Genomic DNA, 18,204 nt, shown 5'->3' with positions numbered 1-18,204 from the left:
TACTAAAATGACTCTTCATCGGAACGCATTTCCTGCTGATCCGGTTTTTTGCCTTTTTTAGGGCTGAAGCTGGTCTTTCCAAAACGGTAAGAATAGGTTAAACTTGCCATCGTTCCCTGCATGTAGCGCCTGAAATCAACAAGAGAGTTTTCTGTACTGGTGGTCATACTCCAGTTACGGGTGGCGAAAATATCCCGTACATTCAGACTCAAGCTTGATTTTTTGTCTTTAAAATCATATTTCGCACCGGCATCTACACCATACATGGGATTTCTTGTTCCCTGCGCCATCACCTGACGGGCACGGTAGTCTCCTTTGATCTGCAAGGTGATGTTATAAGGCAGGACGAAATTATTTGTCAGGTTGGCATTCCAGGTAAATCCGGAGTTGTCCACAATACCAGAGCCCAACGCAGGTCCTGCATTTATTTTACTTTGGTATAAGTTGGCATTGGCGGTAAAATTCCAGGCTTTGACCACGTCAAAACGACCAATCAGCTCTAATCCGCTGGATAGCTCGCTGGTTAAGTTCTGAGGGGTAGTGGTGGTAATCCCATTCTGATCCGGATCTGTTCTGACCCGCTGGATCACATCATTGGTCTGTCGCATATAGGCGGTGGAAATGAAAGTCACTTTTTTCCAGAACTTGCTGTAGCTTAATTCAAAAGCATGTACGTCCTCTGGTTTAAGGTTCGGATTTCCCTGGCGGTAGTTCAAAGGATCGGAAACGTCGATAAAAGGATTGGTATCCCAGCCTCTTGGCCTGTTCACCCTTCGGCTGTAGCTCAATTGCAATTGTTGTTCTGATTTTAATTTCTGCGTTAAAAAGATGCTTGGGTATAGTCGGGTATAAGCCACTTTCCCCGGAACGGGGCTGATCTGTCCATTTGCACCATACATTCCCAGACGCGTATCAAGAGTGGCATCTTCTGCCCTTAATCCGAGCTGATAACCGAAATTTTTCACCTGGTTCTGGTAATTTGCATATAGGGCATGAACCTGGTCTTTACTGTTGAAATCATTGGTAAGTGCCAGATTTACGTCGTAATTTCCGGTAATGTTGTTCAGGCGGTCAGAAAAGGTATTGTTTTCTGCAATTCGAACCTGACTGCGGTAACCAGCTTCCAGTTTTCCGGATTTACCAACTGGCAGAGTATAGTCTGCCTGGATGTTATAGTTCCTGTTGATTCCGCTTCCATCATTTCTGATGATTTCCGGGAGTAGGTCAACAGCGGTTCCGTTGAGGTTGTAGATATCTGTATTGTAGATTTGAAGGTTGTCGTTGTCCCCTTCAGAGAAGCTGGCATTAAAGGTAATTTCCTCTTTCGGTTTTTTAAATTTATGACTAAAGTCCAGGTTGAGGTCATAGCTGCCCCCTGATCCCAGGTTGGAGTTGTTCCTTCTGCTGAGTTCCAATGGGTTCTTAAGGCTGTTTAACTGATCAATAGTCAGAAACTCGTTTCTATCGTTGTCTCTGAGGTTGAAGCCGCCAGAGAAGCTTAAAACGTCTTTGTCGCTCAGGTAATAATCAAGCCCTGCTTTCACATTGTGTCCTTTGTCTAAAGATTTGGAATCGGTATTCTGATTGGCAAAAGCATTGGGAAAGCTGGAGTTTAAATAGCTGATGTTGTTGTAGCCGCCACCAAGACGGTTGCCATACCTGTAGCTGTAATTGCCATACAGGTTCACTTTACTGTTCTGAAAACTCAAACTGGTACTGGCATTATAATTCTCCCGGTTCCCTGCAGTCAGGGCAACGTTACCATTCAGTCCGAGTTTCTTGTTCTTTTTCAATACAATGTTGATAATTCCCGACTGACCTTCCGCATCGTATTTGGCCGAAGGATTGGTAATCAGTTCGACACTCTCTATCGAGCTCGCCGGAATAGACTGTAAGATCTGTGCTACATTACCCCCGGCAATTAAAGAAGGCTTGCCATCAATCAGGACTCTAACGCCTGTGGATCCTCTCAGGCTGACATTTCCGTCGATATCCGATTGTACTGATGGCACATTTTGTAAAAGGTCGGAGGCAGAGCCGCCCTCGCTCACTAAACTTTGGTCTACAGAAAATACTTTCTTATCTACACCAAGTTGAATGGTGCTTTTCTGGGCCGTAATGGCCACTTCATTTAATACGGTACCTTTTGCCGTTTTCATTTTAATGGTACCCAGGTTGATTTCTTTGACAATTGCAGAGATGGAAACGGAATCGCGAACCATAGTTTGATAACCTACGTAGCTCACTTTAAAGGTAAAAACACCTTTGGGTAAGCCTGTCATGGATAAATTCCCGTTCACATCGGTCTGTACACCTTTTACCAGTGCCTTGGTCTTTCTGTCGAGAATCACTGCGGTCGCAAATGGAATGGTCTCGCTGGTTTGGGCATCTGCAACCTTCGCCATAATCTTACCTTCTCCGGTAGTTTGTGCATTAAGTTTTACAGTTGTAGTACAAATGGCAAAGGTTAAAAGTAGAACTTTGTATAACAGATTCTTCATTGGTGTGTTTAGGTTTTGGTGCTTTTTATATAAGAGGGACAAAGAAACATGCCGGAGGTTTAAAAAGAACAGGCGTAACTATTTTATTACAGCTAATTATGATCGGATACAGTAATATTTTTGTTAACGAAGGAATGAGTTATTCAGCCTATCGTAATTTGATAAATGAGCTGCTGCTCGCGAAAAAAACTACCGGGGAGGACGATAGCGAAGCGATGCTTCACTATACGAAAATGAATGTGCAGCGAATGAACCGCGTAGATAAAACGGTACAGCTAAATGCAGACCTGTTAGGTTCCTTAAATGATTTAAAAGGGAAGTATCGCTTCCTGGTGATCTCCGAAGGCTGGTGCGGGGATGCTGCACAGATTGTTCCTGTTTTTGATAAAATGGCCAGTAGTTTTCCGGATAAAATAAGCCTTAAATTCGTGTTGAGAGATCAGAACCTGCCTTTGATTGATGCGCATCTTACCAATGGTGGAAGGGCGATTCCGGTATTGCTGATCCTCGATGAAGAGGGAAAGGTTCTTTGCAAATGGGGTCCAAGGCCACAAATTCTGCAATCGTTACTGGCCGGCTGGAAAAAAGAAAGTACAGATATGATGCTCATCGCAGAAAGACTTCATGGATGGTATGCCAAAGATAAAACGCAAACGACGCAGCAAGAGTTGAATGCGTTGGTTCAGCAGGTACTAATCAACGGAAACAGTTAGACCTTCCTGTTGTAAGATCTTACGGTAAACTTCCATCTCTGTAAAGGAACCTTCCAATACAGCACATTTTCCCTTGTTATGAACTTCCCAGGCAATTTTTTCGGCCTGGCTTTCAGAATAATCCAGGTACTTCATCATACAGTGAATGACGTGGTCAAAGGTATTTACATCGTCGTTCCATAGGATTAACCGGTGAACCGTTTTTAAGGAGGTCAGGATTTCTTCTAATGTAAAAGTTTCTTCTTTAGTTTCTGTTGACATGGTACAAAAATAAGCTAATTTCAAAATAATGTTGCAGTTAAAGTTATTTTTGCCTAAAATTTGTAATAAACCCAAATATGATGCATCGTTCAAAAATTGCCGGAATAGGCTATTATGTGCCTAAAAATGTCTATACCAATGATGATTTGTCCCGTTTTATGGATACGAATGATGCATGGATTCAAGAACGTACCGGCATAAAGGAACGCAGGTTTGCAGACCGCCTGGAGGAAACCACCACGACAATGGGGGTGGAAGCAGCGAAAATTGCCATCGAAAGAGCAGGAACAACAGCCCAGGAAATCGACTTTGTAATTTTTGCAACCCTCAGCCCTGATTATTATTTCCCGGGATGTGGCGTATTGCTTCAGCGTGAAATGAAAATGAAAGAAATTGGGGCTTTAGACATCAGGAATCAATGTTCCGGATTTGTCTATGCCTTATCCGTTGCCGATCAGTTTATTAAAACCGGCATGTATAAAAATATTCTGGTAGTAGGAAGCGAAAAACACTCTTTTGCCATGGACTTTGAAACGCGTAGCCGCAATGTTTCTGTCATCTTTGGCGATGGGGCGGGAGCGGTAGTTTTGCAGCCTGCAGAGAAAGAAGGACAAGGGATCATGAGCACTCATTTACATAGTGACGGGGCGGATGCGGAGATTCTGGCGATGTATTATCCCGGAGCAAGTGCCAACAAATGGCTGAAAGGTAAACCCGGTTATCCTGACCAGGAGCTGGGTGGTTTATTCATGACTACAGAACAGTTGGAAAGCGGAGCATCCCTGCCATACATGGATGGACCTGCGGTATTTAAAAAAGCAGTGGTGAAGTTCCCTGAGGTGATAAAAGAAGCCTTAACGGCAAATAACCTGCAACCTGAAGATATCGACATGCTGGTGCCACACCAGGCCAATCTGAGAATCAGTCAGTATGTACAGCAATTATTGGGCTTACCCGATGATAAAGTGTTTAATAACATTCAGAAATACGGAAATACAACCGCGGCTTCCGTGCCTATTGCTTTATGTGAAGCATGGGAAGCGGGTAAAATAAAAGAAGGCGACCTGGTATGCCTGGCCGCCTTTGGATCAGGTTTTACCTGGGCCAGTGCTTTAATCAGATGGTAATTGTAAAATCAGCTAAAGGTTTAACTTCCTTTAGCTGATTTTGTCATTTGCGCAAACATATCCCACATCTCATTTGGAATGGCTTCCAGCCCGTTAAACTGACCGGCACCTTGCAGCCATTCGCCACCGTCAATGCTAATCACTTCTCCGTTGATGTAACCGGCGAAATCACTGATCAGGAAGGCCGCGAGGTTTGCCAGTTCCTGGTGTTCACCAACACGTTTTAATGGTACGCGGTTTTTGAAGTCGAATTTTTCGGCCAGATCTCCCGGAAGTAAACGGTCCCATGCGCCTTTGGTAGGAAAAGGCCCCGGAGCGATCGCATTTGTCCGGATGCCATATTTACCCCATTCTACAGCCAGTGACCGGGTCATGGCCAATACTCCTCCTTTTGCACAGGCAGAAGGAACAACGTAGGCGGAGCCGGTAAAGGCATAGGTGGTCACAATATTTAAAATGCTTGCGCTTTGTTTTTCTTTGATCCAGTGCTTTCCAAAAGCAAGGGTACAGTTTACTGATCCCTTTAAAACGATGTCGATTACGGTAGAAAAGGCGTTGGCCGACAAGCGTTCGGTAGGAGATATGAAGTTGCCTGCCGCATTGTTGAGCAAGCCATCTACCCTACCAAAGGTTTTGATGGCTTCGGCAAGGACATTTTCTACCTGTTCGTACTCACGCACATCACAGGCAACGGCCAGTACTCTTCCGCCTGTTTCTTTCTCCATCTCGGCAGCAGTCTTTTCCAGAACATCTGCCTTGCGGCTGGTGATCACGAGGTTTGCACCCAGTTTAAGGAAATAAGTACCCATTGCTTTTCCAAGACCGGTTCCTCCACCGGTAACTACGATTGTTTTTCCTTTTAAGGCATCATCCCTTAACATTGGTTGATTGTACATGGGCTATTTCTTTTGCAGGTTGTCAATAATTGTTTTTAAAATACTTCTTGTACTTGGTGCCCACCATTGTTTTAACATGAGCGCCAGTGCGTCGTCCTGGTTTGCTCGGGTGGCGGCGATCAGGTCTTTCCTGATGTTCAGCTTACTCTGTTCCCAGGTATTTCTTTCCATACCCATATACTTTCTGATTCTGCGTTCTGCAGTGGTCAGGATACTCTCCGGGTTTACCAGTTCATCTACCAAACCAACCTGCAAAGCTTCTTCAGGGGTAAACAGCTTGCCTTCCAATAAGCTTCTTGATGCATGGGCATTGCCGATCCAGAAGGAGTAAAGCTGGAAAACGGAATTGGGAACGATGATTCCTACAGGGACTTCGTTCAAACCAATGATGGCCTTTCCTTCTGCCATGATTCTATAGTCACAGGCCAATGCAATAACACAACCTCCGGCCGGGCTATGCCCGTTGATGGCGGCAACCAATGGCTTTCTGAAAGAAGTGATGTTGGCGATAAAGTCCAGGAACAGGTGCCAGAAAGACTCGGCTTCTGCTTCCGAATAATTGTAGAGCTCAATAAGGTCTAATCCGGCAGAAAAGAAATTCTCTTTACCTGTAATGATCGCGCCTGCAATATTCTGATCTGCAGCGATGCTGTTCAGCATATCATTTAATTCCGTAATCATCTCGCGGTTCAGGGCATTAGATCTTCCGCGGTCTAAAGTAATAAGTGCTAAGTGGTCTTTTATGGTGACTTTAATGGTATTCATATATATCAGTTTATTTTACTTCATAGGTATAAACGGCTCTTCCAAGACGACCCATATGATCCATTCCTTCCAGTACTACCCTGTAGGTTCCGGGTTCATCTGTATTGAAGAAGCTGAAGCTCGATTTTCCCTGCTCATTGGTAGGAACCTGAGGTGCCCAGTAAACAGTTGTCCTTAAATCCGGCTTGCGGTCAGGTACCGAAGGTTCATATTTTGGACTATAGAATTCTCTTGGAATATAAAAGCCTTTTGGGTTATAGGTGGTGATGCCCGGGCTAAAGGTACTGCTGTAATTCCCACCACCACGTTTGGTTGTAATCACCAGAATACCACCTCCGCCACCGGAGCCATAGATGGCGGTATTTCCGATGGATTTCAGCACTTCAATGGTTTCTATATCAAATACATTGATGTTGTCCAGAAAATCAGAACCCATATTCATACCATCCAGTACTATTGCCATTGGCGTTCTTCCACCATTCCTGCTGAGATAAGCTTGTCCGTTCATGATCATCAGGCCGGCAACCCGGCCTTGTAAACATTGAGATAAGGTCACACAGGTACTAAGCTGTTCCGCGGTAATCACCGCATCTGCTCTTCCCGCGCCGTTCAGATTGGCAGAGTTCTTTACCTGTTGTTTCTTTTCGGTAATCTGTACCTCCTTTAATAAAAGTGTTTTTTCCAATAACCCGCGTTTGTTCAGCTCATCGAAATAATTGCTGCTCTGCTGCAGATAAGCGGATAATGCCTCATTTACATTGACCTCTATATCTCCGCTGTTTTTACTTTTGGTTACGATCTGTCCCGGAACAATATCCAGATGAATGTCTACTCTCTTTTTATCTTTTGCAGTTCGTGCCTGTACAATGAACTTGGTGTCTTCAGGGAAAATCAGCTGATCAAAATTGAATCGCCCCTGTGCATCTGTAAGGGTGTCTAAAGCGAAAAAGCCGCCGGATGAGGAAAATAGGGAAACCTTGCTGTTTGGGGCTGGCTTTCCACTATAATTTGTAATCGTTCCGCTGATGGTTTGCGATTTTTCTGCTGCAAATCGTGTGATTGGCGGTGTATTATTGATCACATTTTTCCATAAGATTCTCCTCCATCCCTGGGTTAACATTAGATTGTCCAGGGCCTGCTCCACTTCGGGCCCTTCATTTATAAAATAATAGTTGGGTTTTTCAATATAACCGATAAGGTCTGAACTGAGGAGCATGGTACTGAAAATATTGCTTTCATTTTCAGGGTCAGGTTTTACGGATGAGGTATTGGTTACGGATACGGAAAAAGAGGAGGGGTTCGGTTGCTCCCTATAGCTGCTGCTCAGGTTAACGGTCACATTTTCTCTTTTTGCATAGGTCGTTTTCACCGTTTCCATTTTTGTCAGGATACGATCTGCCTGGTTACGTACAAAAACAAGCCGCTCGGCAAGCGGGACATTCTCTCCGGAGAATAAGGTCAGTTGAAGGATTCCTTCAGGCAATTCCTTTTTAGAAATGGAAATGCTGCTGATCTGTTTATCTGCACTCACTTTCGACGTGAATTGTATCGCTCCGCTATGCTGCCCCACGAGTTTTAACTCCTTTTGGTCGATAATGCCTTCAGATCTGATGATCTTTATGCTTATTTTCTCTTTATCCGAATTGTTTACACTTAAAATATAACCGCTTGAACGGACTACAGGTAAACTGTAACTTTTCTCTGAACCGTCTGAAAATTTAATTTTTGCGCTATAAGTTGCTCCCGGTTGTGGATTAACAACAAAATTTCCCATGCCCAGGTGCTTACTTTCAAAACGGTTGATCTCAGAACCGCTTTGATCTACAATCACTCCGCTAACCTGCTCCCCCAAGCCTGAAGCATTCACCGCTTTGAAGGCAATTTTGTTAGGAAGTCCCTCCACCAGATTTCCACTTTCGGGGAAAAATTGAACATCTACGTCTTTTGAGGTTGCTTTTATCGGGATTTCCTTGGTTATTTTCTTTTGATCGGCCAGTGTAATGGTGGCGAGGATCTTTCCGGATTTATATAAAGAAGGCTGGGTATTTAAGAAACTGAGCGATACCCCGCCTTGCTCATTGGTCAGGGCTTTGCCTTTAAACAGACTCCTGAAATTCAGCTGAACTTCATAGCGAACCTCATTTCCGGCATATGGCTTTCCATTTTTATCTTTAAAAATGATGTCTGCCTGTACCTTTTCTGCTGAATTTTCCTTACTAAAAGTATAGTTCGTATTGGTGAATACCGTATTGGCCCAGGAGTTGCCAATTTTTATCGTTTTATCAAAGTAAAATTCCGGTCCCGCATTTCTCATCCATTGAGTATAGGCGCGAATCCTGTAGTTTCCCTCGGCCAGGGAATCAGGGATTTTAAAATCGCCCCAGGTAATACCTCCGCCAACAGGTAACCTCAATTGTTTTTTTAAGGAATCCTTCTCATTGATCAGCTCTACATATAAAATTTTACTAATGTCCGAGGCCTCCAGGTTTTCGGTATTGATGATATAGGCTTTGAACCAGATGTTGTCTCCAACTGCGTAGTAGGGCTTATCCAGATGGAGGTGTACCTTTTCCTGTGCATATGTTTTATTAAATGCCTTCATCCTTTCTAAAAGGGCCTCAAAAGGGTCTCCATCCATTCGGGATACAAAGGCCATGCAGATTCCTGCAATCAATAAAAAGGGATAAAACAGTTTACGTTTCATAAGTGATGAACCTTAACAATTAATAAAGCCTCAATATACAAATATTGAGGCTTAAAGTAAATTTAAAAGATAAGGGATGTCGAACTTAGAATTTGTTTTTCCACATCATGCTTTCGACCGGTTTAGTGGTCTTATTGCTATATTTTGCATTGTCTTTACTATTATACATCGTTTCAATCTCGCCCTCTACCTGGAAGTAAATCAGCTGGCCAATTGGCATTCCTGCATATATTCTCACTGGTTGTGCGCAGGAAATTTCCAGCGTCCAGGTATTGCAAAAACCAACATCGCCTTTTCCGGCAGTCGCATGGATGTCTATACCCAGACGGCCCGTACTCGATTTACCCTCTAAAAAAGGAACGTGTGCATGTGTTTCGGTATATTCCAGCGTCACACCAAGGTAGAGTGTACCAGGCTGTAAAACATATCCGTCTTTTGGAATTTCAAAATGCTCTATTTTATTGTGCACTTTTGCATCAAGTATTCTATCTTTATAAGTAGCGAGGTATTTGCCTAAATGGACGTCGTAAGAGTTTGTGCCCAGACATTCAGCCTTAAAAGGCTCAATAATGATGGTGCCCTTCTCTATCTCTTCCAGAATTCGTTTGTCGGAAAGTATCATTTTATCAAGTATTGGGCTAAATTATGATTAATTTAAGATACTTTTGCATAGTTTTCTAAAATAGAGATGCCCGTAGTTTTTAATAAAAATATTGACGAGAATACCATACTTGCAGTATGGAAAATCGAAGAGACTGAAGAGCAATTGCTTTCCGGCCTGCAACTGAAACAGCATGAGCTGGATTTCATTTCCTCTTTAAACAACGGGAAACGTCTGCTACACTGGCTAAGCACACGTGTGCTGCTTAGAACCATGCTCAATACCTCTGAATACATAGATTGTCAGATGGATGAACATGGCAAACCTTTCCTTCCTAATCTTGATTATCACATTTCTCTGAGCCACTCTTATGATTATGCAGCAGTGATTATTGGAAAAAACAGAAAAGTAGGGGTAGATATAGAACTCATCAAACATAAAATCAAGAGCATCAGGCACAAGTTTCTTTCTGATATTGAGCTTGCACAAAAGCAGATTGGCGATAATATCAATGGTTTGTATGTTTGCTGGTGTGCCAAAGAAGCGATCTATAAATGGAATGGAAGAAAAGGCCTGGAATTTAAACAGGATATGCACATCAAGCCATTTAAACTGAAAACGGAAGGAAGCCTGACTGCCCTGGTCGACTTACCTGAAGGGACCCGCGAGCTGAATGTCAGCTACTTCAAAACCAGTGATGGTTATATGCTGGGCTATGTAGTGGCTTAATTTTCAAATGATGAATAAAAAAGTAGAATTCATAGATTGGGGACTCACTGATTATCAGGAAGCCTGGGATCGGCAGGAACTGATTTTTAATCAGACCATTGCCGTTAAAACCGATAACAGGAATAACAATACCACATTGGAAACACCAAATCACCTGATTTTCGTGGAACATCCACATGTCTATACACTTGGGAAAAGCGGACATCCGGAAAATCTGTTGCTGGATGAACAGGGCCTGGCAGAAAAAGAAGCGACCTATTATAAGATCAATCGCGGAGGGGACATCACCTATCATGGCCCGGGTCAGATTGTAGGTTACCCGATTCTTGACCTTGATAATTTCTTTACTGACATTCATCTTTACCTCAGAACATTGGAAGATGCGATTATCCTGACGCTGAAAGATTATGGCATTTCTGCCGGAAGATATCCTGGATTTACAGGAGTATGGCTGGATGCAGACAATGAGAAAGCCCGTAAAATATGCGCTATGGGCGTAAGGTGCAGCCGCTGGGTAACAATGCATGGTTTTGCCTTCAATGTAAATGCCGATCTTAATTATTTTAAAAATATTGTTCCTTGCGGGATAGACGATAAAGATGTGACTTCTATGCAAAGGGAATTGGGACACCCTTTGAATATGGAAGAGGTGAAGGGAATACTAAAAGGACACATTGCCAGTCTGTTCCATATGGAGCTGTTCTGATACCTTAAAAAAAGAGTAATAATTCCTTTGTTTTTTTGTGGTAAATATTATCTTTACTCGAAAAACAAACTACTATTATGGATTACACTTCAGAACAATCAGCTGGTATAGCAGCAATCGGTGCTGTTGGTGGGATTATTTATCTCGCTCTCATAGTGCTTATCATTGCCTCATTATGGAAAGTCTTTACAAAGGCTGGAAAACCAGGCTGGGCATCACTTATTCCTATCTATAACATTATTGTCCTTCTTGAAATCATTGGCAAACCAACGATCTGGATTCTTTGGATGTTGATTCCATGCGTAAACATTTACTTCGGAATCTGGGCAATGAATCTTTTAAGCAAAAGTTTCGGTAAAAGCGAAGGCTTTACCGCAGGATTGATCCTGTTACCTATCGTATTCTATCCTATATTAGGATTTGGAGATGCACGTTATTTAGGTCCTGCAGCTGCAGAAGCACAACAAGGCTTTAATGGTACCAACAACCCATTTGGCACTAACAATCCGTTTGGTACAAATGATCCGTTTAATAAACCGCCAACCACACCTCAAGCTTAATTGCTGGCGTTGATGATATACCTGTTATCCGCCTGGTCTTCTTTTATGGATCAGGCGGATAATTTTTTTCTGACCTGTCCGGTTAAATACCTGACTGGTTTTGATTGCCCTGGCTGCGGTTTTCAACGTTCTCTTCTTGCCCTGATTCAGGGCAATATGGAAGAAAGCCTTCATTTATACCCGCCCACAATTCCCTTATTGATTACTTTCATTGTTGGCCCGAGCGCAAATTACCTGAGCAAAGGAAACAGCGATAAACTGATTAAAGTACTTTATTTAATTACAGGTTCGATCGTCACGATCAGCTATTTCTTCAAAATGTTCTTTCCTCATAAGCATTCCTGAATCCGGGAAAAAATAGATGATCTGTACAAAATCCATAAGGAGCGCTTTCGCGTAAATGTATTTATGATCAAAAATCCTATTTTAATTCTGTCATTAGTGGTATTATTGGCTTGCCAAAAAGATAGTTTTAAAATGACGACAAATATCAGCCCCAGCTCGGATACCAAACCGAAAAATGAGATCTCTTATTTAGCGATCGGTGATTCTTATACCATAGGAGAAGCAGTCCCCCTGCAGGGAGGCTTTCCTTATCAGTTAACAACGATCTTAAAAGACAATGGCCTGGATATAGGCACGCCTCATATTATTGCTAAAACCGGATGGACAACAAGTGAACTGCAGGATGCGATTAAAAAGGCAAACCTCAGTGAGAAGTTCACAGTGGTTACGCTGCTGATTGGCGTAAATAATCAGTACCGGGGCGAATCGAAGGAAAAGTATCGTCAGGAATTTAAGGAACTGCTGCAAACAGCCATCAGTTTTGCCAACGGAAATAAAGCACGGGTGTTTGTGGTTTCTATTCCTGACTGGGGACTTACCCCTTACGGACAGGAAAGTGGCAGGGACATTCCTGGTGTCAGTTCGGACATTGATGCCTTTAATGCCATAAACAGGACCGAAACACTTTCGCAGGGGATCAGCTATACGGACATCACTCCCGGCTCCCGGCTCGTCGCTTCAGATAAACAGCTGGTCGCATCTGACGGATTACATCCTTCGGCAAAAATGTACCATCAATGGGCGGTTCAACTCGCACCTGCCCTGATTAAAGAATTGAAATAGTTAGTCAGACTGAGCAGTTAAATGATTATAATCCTTGATAACGGTGGTTAGAAAGTTAAGTTCGTTCATTCCTTGGGGAATACTCACAGATAGATGCTCGGCCACCTTTGCAGACATGTTATAAATCAGGTCCGCATTGGATGTTTTATAATAGGTGAGGACTACCTCATGCATGAGCTCTATATCACGGTCAGTCAACAAGTCTGCATTCTTGAAAACAGGCGTATATTCTTCCTCCACAGGATGAAAAGCGATGTGCTCAAGGTTGGTTCTTGGAACAGTCTTAATTAGCGTGGTTCCGGCCACCATATCGCCTATTCTTTGTTTTTTTTCTGATACAGCTACGGCTATTAATCCACCAATCTGAGCCGTCAGTGCAAAATCAACCAGCCTGAACAGCCAGCGGATAAAATATTGCCCGATGCTTGCCTGACTTCCATCAATACTGATGACTTTGATCTTCATCAGCCTTTTTCCTAAACTCTGTCCATTCATAAAGACCTCACAAATGAGGTTATAGAAGACATAAAAGGCAGCCATTGTTACAAGAACTACGGTAATGAAGTTCCCTTGGCCGACAAAAAAAGACAAGAAAATAGCTGACATATATACTCCAAAAAAGGCAGCCAGATCAATGAGCCTTGCCGCAATTCTTTCTCCTAATCCGGCCACCGGATAATCAATGTCTACGTGCTGACTGGTATTTACCTTAATTGTTTCCATAAGATCAAATATAATATTGATGTTCAAATTATTATTGTAAAATTGTTTTTTGTCGCTATTTTACAGAAAATTTGATCTTCATTTATGAGAGAAGCATTGTTTGTTAAGCAGAATTCTGAGAAATGGAAGCGTTATCAACAGATGCGTACGGAAAATTCAGATGAACTGGCGGAGCGCTTCATTGACATTACCAATGACCTGGCTTATGCAAACACTTTTTATCCCAAATCAAAAACTACAGCTTATCTCAATGGTTTAGCTGCGGTTTTACACCAGTCTATTTATAAAAATAAAAAAGAAGACAGGAACCGGTTCATCACCTTCTGGAAAACAGAACTGCCTGTTTTGTTTTATACCTATCGCAAACAATTGCTGTATTCTCTGCTGTTCTTTCTCCTTTCTGCATCAATAGGAGCTCTTTCTGCTAAATACGATGATTCTTTTGTGAGGCTGATCCTTGGAGACGGTTATGTAAACATGACGAATGAAAACATTGCAAAAGGAGATCCCTTTGGCGTATATAAACGACAGGGAGAAATGGAAATGTTCCTGATGATTGCCGCAAATAATACTTATGTATCCCTGCTCATGTTTGTGAGTGGAATTTTTCTGTCCATTGGCCCTGTCTTTTTCATGTTGAGAAATGGAGTGATGATTGGGGCCTTTGAATATTATTTTTTTAGTAAAGGTTTAGGACTGGAATCTGTGCTGACCATCTGGATTCATGGAACATTGGAAATCTCAGGTATCATTATCGCGGGTGCCGCTGGATTGGTATTGGGCCATGGACTGCTTTTTCCTAAAACATATACCCGGTTTCAGGCTTTCAAAAACAGTGCTAAAGACGGGACAAAAATTGCTTTAGGGTTGATCCCCATCATACTGGTTGCGGCCTTCTTTGAAGGTTTCATTACCCGCCATACGGAAATGCCGCTGTTTCTCAGCATCAGCATTCTGGCGGTCTCCCTGCTCTTTATCATCTGGTATGTGATCCTATATCCGTCAAAACTTCATAAACACCATCAAACTATAGAAAATGCCTGAAAACCTGGAATTTAAAAAACTCAGAGAGTTCGGAGAGATCATCAACGATATGTTTTTGTTCATCAAACAGAACTTTAAAGCTTTGTTAAAAGTGTTTGTCTATTTCAGTGGAATCTTCCTCCTGGGATCAATCATAGCCGGTATCTACCAACAAATAGGAATGCAAAGAGCACTCGTATCAAATGATAATGTCTTTTCCATGCTGGGGAAAATGTTTAATCTCAGCTATTTCCTCGTGGTGCTCTTCAACCTGGCAAGTTATACGGCGATGAATGTTTCTATTCTGAGTTTCATTGCCGTTTATATAAAAAAAGGAAATGTTGCCCCTAGTCTGGAGGAGGTCTGGGCTTATTTTAAGTTCTATTTCTTCAGAGTGTTGGGAAGCGGGATTTTAATCGGTATTTTTTTTGTGCTTTGTTTTCTTTTCTTTTTGATTCCAGGATTCTATGTGATGCCGGCCATGGTGTTGTTCTTTCCGATCATGGTTTATGAAAATGCCAGTTTTGGTTACTCCTTTGAACGTGCATTCAAACTGGTAAAAGGACATTGGTGGATTACTTTTGGAACGATACTGATCATTTACTTTATTACTCTGGCGAGTCAATCAATGGCCTCACTTCCGGCACTCATTTTTACTTTTTTGAGCGCATTTACACAAGGGGCAAAAGGCTTGAGTAATACGGCAATTATCATCTCTACCACTGTGCAATATGTGTGTCAGGTATTTATGATTATTCCACTTGTAGGCATCTCTATCTGTTACTTTAACCTCGTAGAACGTTTGGATAGCACAGGATTAATGGACCGTATCGGTCAGATGGGCGCATCAAAAGAACCGTTCAATACCCCGGAAGAATATTAATATGCGCAGACTTTTTCTAATCTTTTTGCTCATTACTGCCACCGCCAGTGGCTTTACTGCTCCTTTGCTGCAAAAGCCTGCCCGAAAGCTGCTTGGCAATGACAGTAGTAAAGTAGTCCTGCGCAATTTTGACGCGGAAAAGATGAAGGCGTATACGGAGCAGTCAGAATTCAGGTATAAGGAAACACCGCCTGATCAGGATAGTCTATGGGCACGCTTCTGGCATTGGTTCTGGGACTGGTTTTCCGGAGTTTTGGAAAATAAAACATCCGGCACTTTTATCAAATATGGAATCATCATTGCCCTGACAGGATTGGTTGTATTTATCATCGTAAAGGCTATGGGGCTTGACCTGAAAGTGTTTACCGGTAAATCTAAAGCTGTCGAAGTTCCTTATTCAGAATCTCTGGAGAACATTCACGAAATTAATTTCCGTGATGAAATAGAAAAAGCAATTTCAGCGGGAAACTACAGACTGGCAGTCCGGCTCTTTTATTTACATTCTTTAAAAATGATGAACGATAATCAGCTGATCAACTGGCAACCGGACAAAACCAATCAGGCTTATGTGAGCGAACTCACTGACCCCGAAAAAAGAAAACAATTCGGGGAGCTGACCACACAGTTCGAATACATCTGGTATGGAGAATTTTTCATTGATAAAGAAAGCTTTGCAGAGGTAAAGAAGGATTTTGATCTGTTTAACAGGAGGAGCACATGAAAGGCATGAAACTATACCTTATTGGGACGGGGATTCTGCTGATGTTATACCTTGCAGCAGAATATTACAAACCAAAAGCTACAGATTGGCGTCCGAGTTATCTGAAAGAGGATAAAATTCCTTTTGGATTATTCGTGTTGAATAAGGAATACCAGAGCATATTTCCGGAAACGAGAATTGAAATGTCCAGACTTCCGGTTTACAATACCCTGAAGGATAAAGAGAGAAAAAATACCAATTATCTGATCATCGCAGGTGCAGTGCATGTTGATGAACTGGATTATAAAGAACTCGTTAAATTCATGAAAGCAGGAAATCATGTGTTTATCGCAACTTTTAATATAGGTGAATACCTGAAAGATACCTTGAAACTGGACATCAACTCTTCACTGAATTACGGAAAAAAGAAAAGTGTCCCGATTAATTTCGTCAGCCCTGCTGTAAAAGCGAAAAAGCCCTATGTTTTTGATAAGGGGCTGGGCGATCTCTATTTTAGCAGAATAGATACTTCCAGGGCCAAAGTTCTGGGGAGAAATGAAGAAGGGGAGGTTAATTTTGTCAAATATACCTTCGGCGAAGGTGCACTGTATGTCTTGCCAAATCCGCAATTGCTGAGCAACTATGCATTGCTGAACCCGGAAGGTGCGGCTTACGCAGCAAAAGCCCTTTCTTATCTGCCAGTGGCGGAAACACTGATTTGGGATGAGAACAATACAAAAGGAAATCTGGGCGATGAGAGTCTGCTGAGGGTACTTTTTAGACATGATCAGCTGCGCTGGGCTTATTACTTGTCCATGATTAGTTTAGTGATCTTTGTGTTTTTTGAAATGAAACGGAGGCAGAGAATTATTCCCATCATTCCTCAACTCAGAAATTCTTCCGTAGACTTTGTCAGGGTAGTGGGGAAAGTCTATTACGAGCAACGTGATAACAGCGATATTGCCTCCAAAAAGATCAGTTACCTTCTGGAATTTATCAGAGCAACATACCGCTTAAAAACCAATGCAATAGATGAAGACCTGATGGCTGCCCTTGTCTCGAAATCAGGTGGAAATGAAAGTGATATCCGGCATTTATTTGCCACAATTGAGGAAGTCAGCAAGCCTGGAAGGGTAACTGATCATCAGTTGATCACATTGAATAAATTAATAGAAAAATTTTATAAACAAGCCCAATAGAAATGGAAGCGGAAATGTTTAACAAAAGAACCGACCTTACGCAGTTGAATGCTGCAGTGGAACAAATCAGGGAAACACTGGGTAAGATCATTGTCGGACAAAAAGATACAATAGATTTCCTCATTGCCGGATTGCTGGCTGATGGGCATATCCTGTTAGAAGGTGTACCAGGGGTAGCAAAGACATTAAGCGCCAAACTGGTAGCCAAAAGTATTGATGCTTCATTTTCCAGGATTCAGTTTACACCGGATCTGATGCCTTCAGATGTACTGGGGACATCAGTGTTTGATCCCCGGAATGCGGCTTTTGAATATCGAAAAGGACCTATCTTTGGACATATCATTTTGGTGGATGAAATTAACCGTGCCCCGGCGAAAACACAGTCTGCCTTATTTGAAGTGATGGAGGAACGTCAGATCACCGTTGATGGGCATACTTATCTGATGGATGAACCTTTCATGGTCCTCGCTACGCAGAATCCAATTGAGCAGGAGGGAACTTATCGTTTACCGGAAGCTCAGCTGGATCGTTTCTTATTTAAAATTGAAGTGAAATATCCAAGTCTGGAGGAAGAAACAGCCATTTTGCTCAACCAGCACCAGTATCGTTTGGACGATGCGTTAAAAGCAGTGAAGCCGGTATTGAGTATAGATCAGGTCAAGTCATGCCGTGCCATCATTAAGGGCTTGCATGTAGAGCCTAAATTGATAGAATATGTGGCAAAGATCACCCATGAAACCAGAGGCAACAAATCGCTGTATCTGGGGGCTTCTCCAAGAGCTTCCCTGGCAATGCTGAATGGGGCTAAGGCCTTTGCCGCAATGCAGGGGCGTGATTTCGTTACTCCGGAAGACATCATTAAAGTGGCTGCCCCCGTACTTGCACACCGGATTATGCTGACACCGGATAAGGAGATGGAAGGACTTACAACGAGCGATATTGTCGCTCAGATCATTCAGAAAATAGAAATTCCAAGATAAAAAGC

At 42.5% G+C, this 18,204-nt stretch carries 19 protein-coding genes; 12 read left to right on the top strand and 7 right to left on the bottom strand.

From position 1 onward, the window contains the following. Positions 1 to 2: 2 nt before the first annotated feature. Positions 3 to 2,501 carry an outer membrane beta-barrel family protein gene (locus tag DBR43_RS14170; RefSeq protein WP_124581848.1) on the bottom strand — a complete coding sequence of 833 codons (2,499 nt, stop codon included), beginning with the start codon at positions 2,499 to 2,501 and terminating at the stop codon, positions 3 to 5. A 98-nt stretch (positions 2,502 to 2,599) separates the two neighbouring features. On the opposite strand from DBR43_RS14170, the gene DBR43_RS14165 reads away from it, so the two are divergent. Further along, complete coding sequence (locus DBR43_RS14165) at positions 2,600 to 3,214, top strand: thioredoxin family protein (RefSeq protein ID WP_199757046.1); 615 nt, start codon at positions 2,600 to 2,602, stop codon at positions 3,212 to 3,214. Here DBR43_RS14165 and DBR43_RS14160 read toward each other — a convergent pair. Next, positions 3,194 to 3,475: an ATP-dependent Clp protease adaptor ClpS gene (locus tag DBR43_RS14160; protein WP_073231955.1), complete on the bottom strand. Its 282-nt coding sequence runs from the start codon at positions 3,473 to 3,475 to the stop codon at positions 3,194 to 3,196. The genes DBR43_RS14165 and DBR43_RS14160 overlap by 21 nt on opposite strands. A 77-nt stretch (positions 3,476 to 3,552) precedes the next feature. Between DBR43_RS14160 and DBR43_RS14155 the strand changes: the two genes are divergently transcribed. Continuing rightward, positions 3,553 to 4,602: a 3-oxoacyl-ACP synthase III family protein gene (locus DBR43_RS14155; RefSeq protein WP_233602971.1), complete on the top strand. Its 1,050-nt coding sequence runs from the start codon at positions 3,553 to 3,555 to the stop codon at positions 4,600 to 4,602. A 20-nt stretch (positions 4,603 to 4,622) separates the two neighbouring features. On the opposite strand, the gene DBR43_RS14150 is transcribed toward DBR43_RS14155, so the two are convergent. The 4 genes from DBR43_RS14150 to dcd all read right to left on the bottom strand — a co-directional run bounded on the left by DBR43_RS14150 (position 4,623) and on the right by dcd (position 9,589). Continuing rightward, on the bottom strand, positions 4,623 to 5,498 hold the full coding sequence (locus tag DBR43_RS14150; protein ID WP_124581846.1) for an SDR family oxidoreductase: 876 nt from the start codon (positions 5,496 to 5,498) through the stop codon (positions 4,623 to 4,625). Between the two features lie 3 nt (positions 5,499 to 5,501). Next, the gene (locus tag DBR43_RS14145) at positions 5,502 to 6,263 is read right to left on the bottom strand and encodes an enoyl-CoA hydratase/isomerase family protein (RefSeq protein WP_124581844.1); all 762 of its coding nucleotides are present in this window, start codon (positions 6,261 to 6,263) and stop codon (positions 5,502 to 5,504) included. Between the two features lie 10 nt (positions 6,264 to 6,273). Then, positions 6,274 to 8,967, bottom strand: coding sequence for a carboxypeptidase-like regulatory domain-containing protein (locus DBR43_RS14140; protein WP_124581842.1), 2,694 nt, complete (start codon positions 8,965 to 8,967; stop codon positions 6,274 to 6,276). A gap of 85 nt (positions 8,968 to 9,052) precedes the next feature. Next, positions 9,053 to 9,589 (bottom strand): dCTP deaminase, encoded by a 537-nt coding sequence (dcd, locus tag DBR43_RS14135; RefSeq protein WP_124581840.1) that lies wholly within the window; start codon positions 9,587 to 9,589, stop codon positions 9,053 to 9,055. A 66-nt stretch (positions 9,590 to 9,655) separates the two neighbouring features. Between dcd and DBR43_RS14130 the strand changes: the two genes are divergently transcribed. The 5 genes from DBR43_RS14130 (at position 9,656) to DBR43_RS14110 (ending at position 12,691) form a co-directional block, all read left to right on the top strand. Further along, entirely contained in the window at positions 9,656 to 10,297 is a 642-nt protein-coding gene (locus DBR43_RS14130; RefSeq protein WP_124581837.1) for a 4'-phosphopantetheinyl transferase family protein, read from the top strand. Between the two features lie 10 nt (positions 10,298 to 10,307). Beyond that, complete coding sequence (lipB, locus tag DBR43_RS14125) at positions 10,308 to 11,003, top strand: lipoyl(octanoyl) transferase LipB (RefSeq protein WP_124582102.1); 696 nt, start codon at positions 10,308 to 10,310, stop codon at positions 11,001 to 11,003. 77 nt (positions 11,004 to 11,080) lie between these two features. Further along, positions 11,081 to 11,563, top strand: coding sequence for a DUF5684 domain-containing protein (locus tag DBR43_RS14120; RefSeq protein WP_124581835.1), 483 nt, complete (start codon positions 11,081 to 11,083; stop codon positions 11,561 to 11,563). A gap of 12 nt (positions 11,564 to 11,575) precedes the next feature. Further along, positions 11,576 to 11,908: a DUF2752 domain-containing protein gene (locus DBR43_RS14115; RefSeq protein ID WP_124581833.1), complete on the top strand. Its 333-nt coding sequence runs from the start codon at positions 11,576 to 11,578 to the stop codon at positions 11,906 to 11,908. 132 nt (positions 11,909 to 12,040) lie between these two features. Further along, the gene (locus DBR43_RS14110) at positions 12,041 to 12,691 is read left to right on the top strand and encodes an SGNH/GDSL hydrolase family protein (protein WP_233602970.1); all 651 of its coding nucleotides are present in this window, start codon (positions 12,041 to 12,043) and stop codon (positions 12,689 to 12,691) included. Here DBR43_RS14110 and DBR43_RS14105 read toward each other — a convergent pair whose 3' ends face one another. After that, positions 12,692 to 13,414 (bottom strand): RDD family protein, encoded by a 723-nt coding sequence (locus DBR43_RS14105; protein ID WP_124581831.1) that lies wholly within the window; start codon positions 13,412 to 13,414, stop codon positions 12,692 to 12,694. An 84-nt stretch (positions 13,415 to 13,498) separates the two neighbouring features. Between DBR43_RS14105 and DBR43_RS14100 the strand changes: the two genes are divergently transcribed. The 5 genes from DBR43_RS14100 to DBR43_RS14080 are packed head-to-tail and all read left to right on the top strand — an operon-like array spanning position 13,499 to position 18,199. Beyond that, positions 13,499 to 14,458, top strand: a complete 960-nt coding sequence (locus DBR43_RS14100) for a stage II sporulation protein M (RefSeq protein ID WP_124581829.1) — start codon at positions 13,499 to 13,501, stop codon at positions 14,456 to 14,458. Next, entirely contained in the window at positions 14,451 to 15,320 is an 870-nt protein-coding gene (locus DBR43_RS14095; RefSeq protein ID WP_124581827.1) for a hypothetical protein, read from the top strand. The genes DBR43_RS14100 and DBR43_RS14095 overlap by 8 nt, the downstream gene beginning before the upstream one ends. Position 15,321: 1 nt before the next feature. Beyond that, positions 15,322 to 16,041, top strand: a complete 720-nt coding sequence (locus tag DBR43_RS14090) for a DUF4129 domain-containing protein (RefSeq protein ID WP_124581825.1) — start codon at positions 15,322 to 15,324, stop codon at positions 16,039 to 16,041. Further along, positions 16,038 to 17,219 (top strand): DUF4350 domain-containing protein, encoded by a 1,182-nt coding sequence (locus tag DBR43_RS14085; RefSeq protein ID WP_124581824.1) that lies wholly within the window; start codon positions 16,038 to 16,040, stop codon positions 17,217 to 17,219. The genes DBR43_RS14090 and DBR43_RS14085 overlap by 4 nt, the downstream gene beginning before the upstream one ends. Before the next feature lie 2 nt (positions 17,220 to 17,221). Beyond that, positions 17,222 to 18,199, top strand: coding sequence for an AAA family ATPase (locus DBR43_RS14080; protein ID WP_124581823.1), 978 nt, complete (start codon positions 17,222 to 17,224; stop codon positions 18,197 to 18,199). Positions 18,200 to 18,204: the final 5 nt, after the last annotated feature.

This window comes from Pedobacter sp. KBW06 (assembly GCF_003852525.1).
In the GTDB taxonomy this organism is placed as follows: domain Bacteria; phylum Bacteroidota; class Bacteroidia; order Sphingobacteriales; family Sphingobacteriaceae; genus Pedobacter.
The sequence above is the reverse complement of the archived record's forward strand: the minus strand, read 5'-3'. Positions and strand labels throughout refer to the sequence as shown.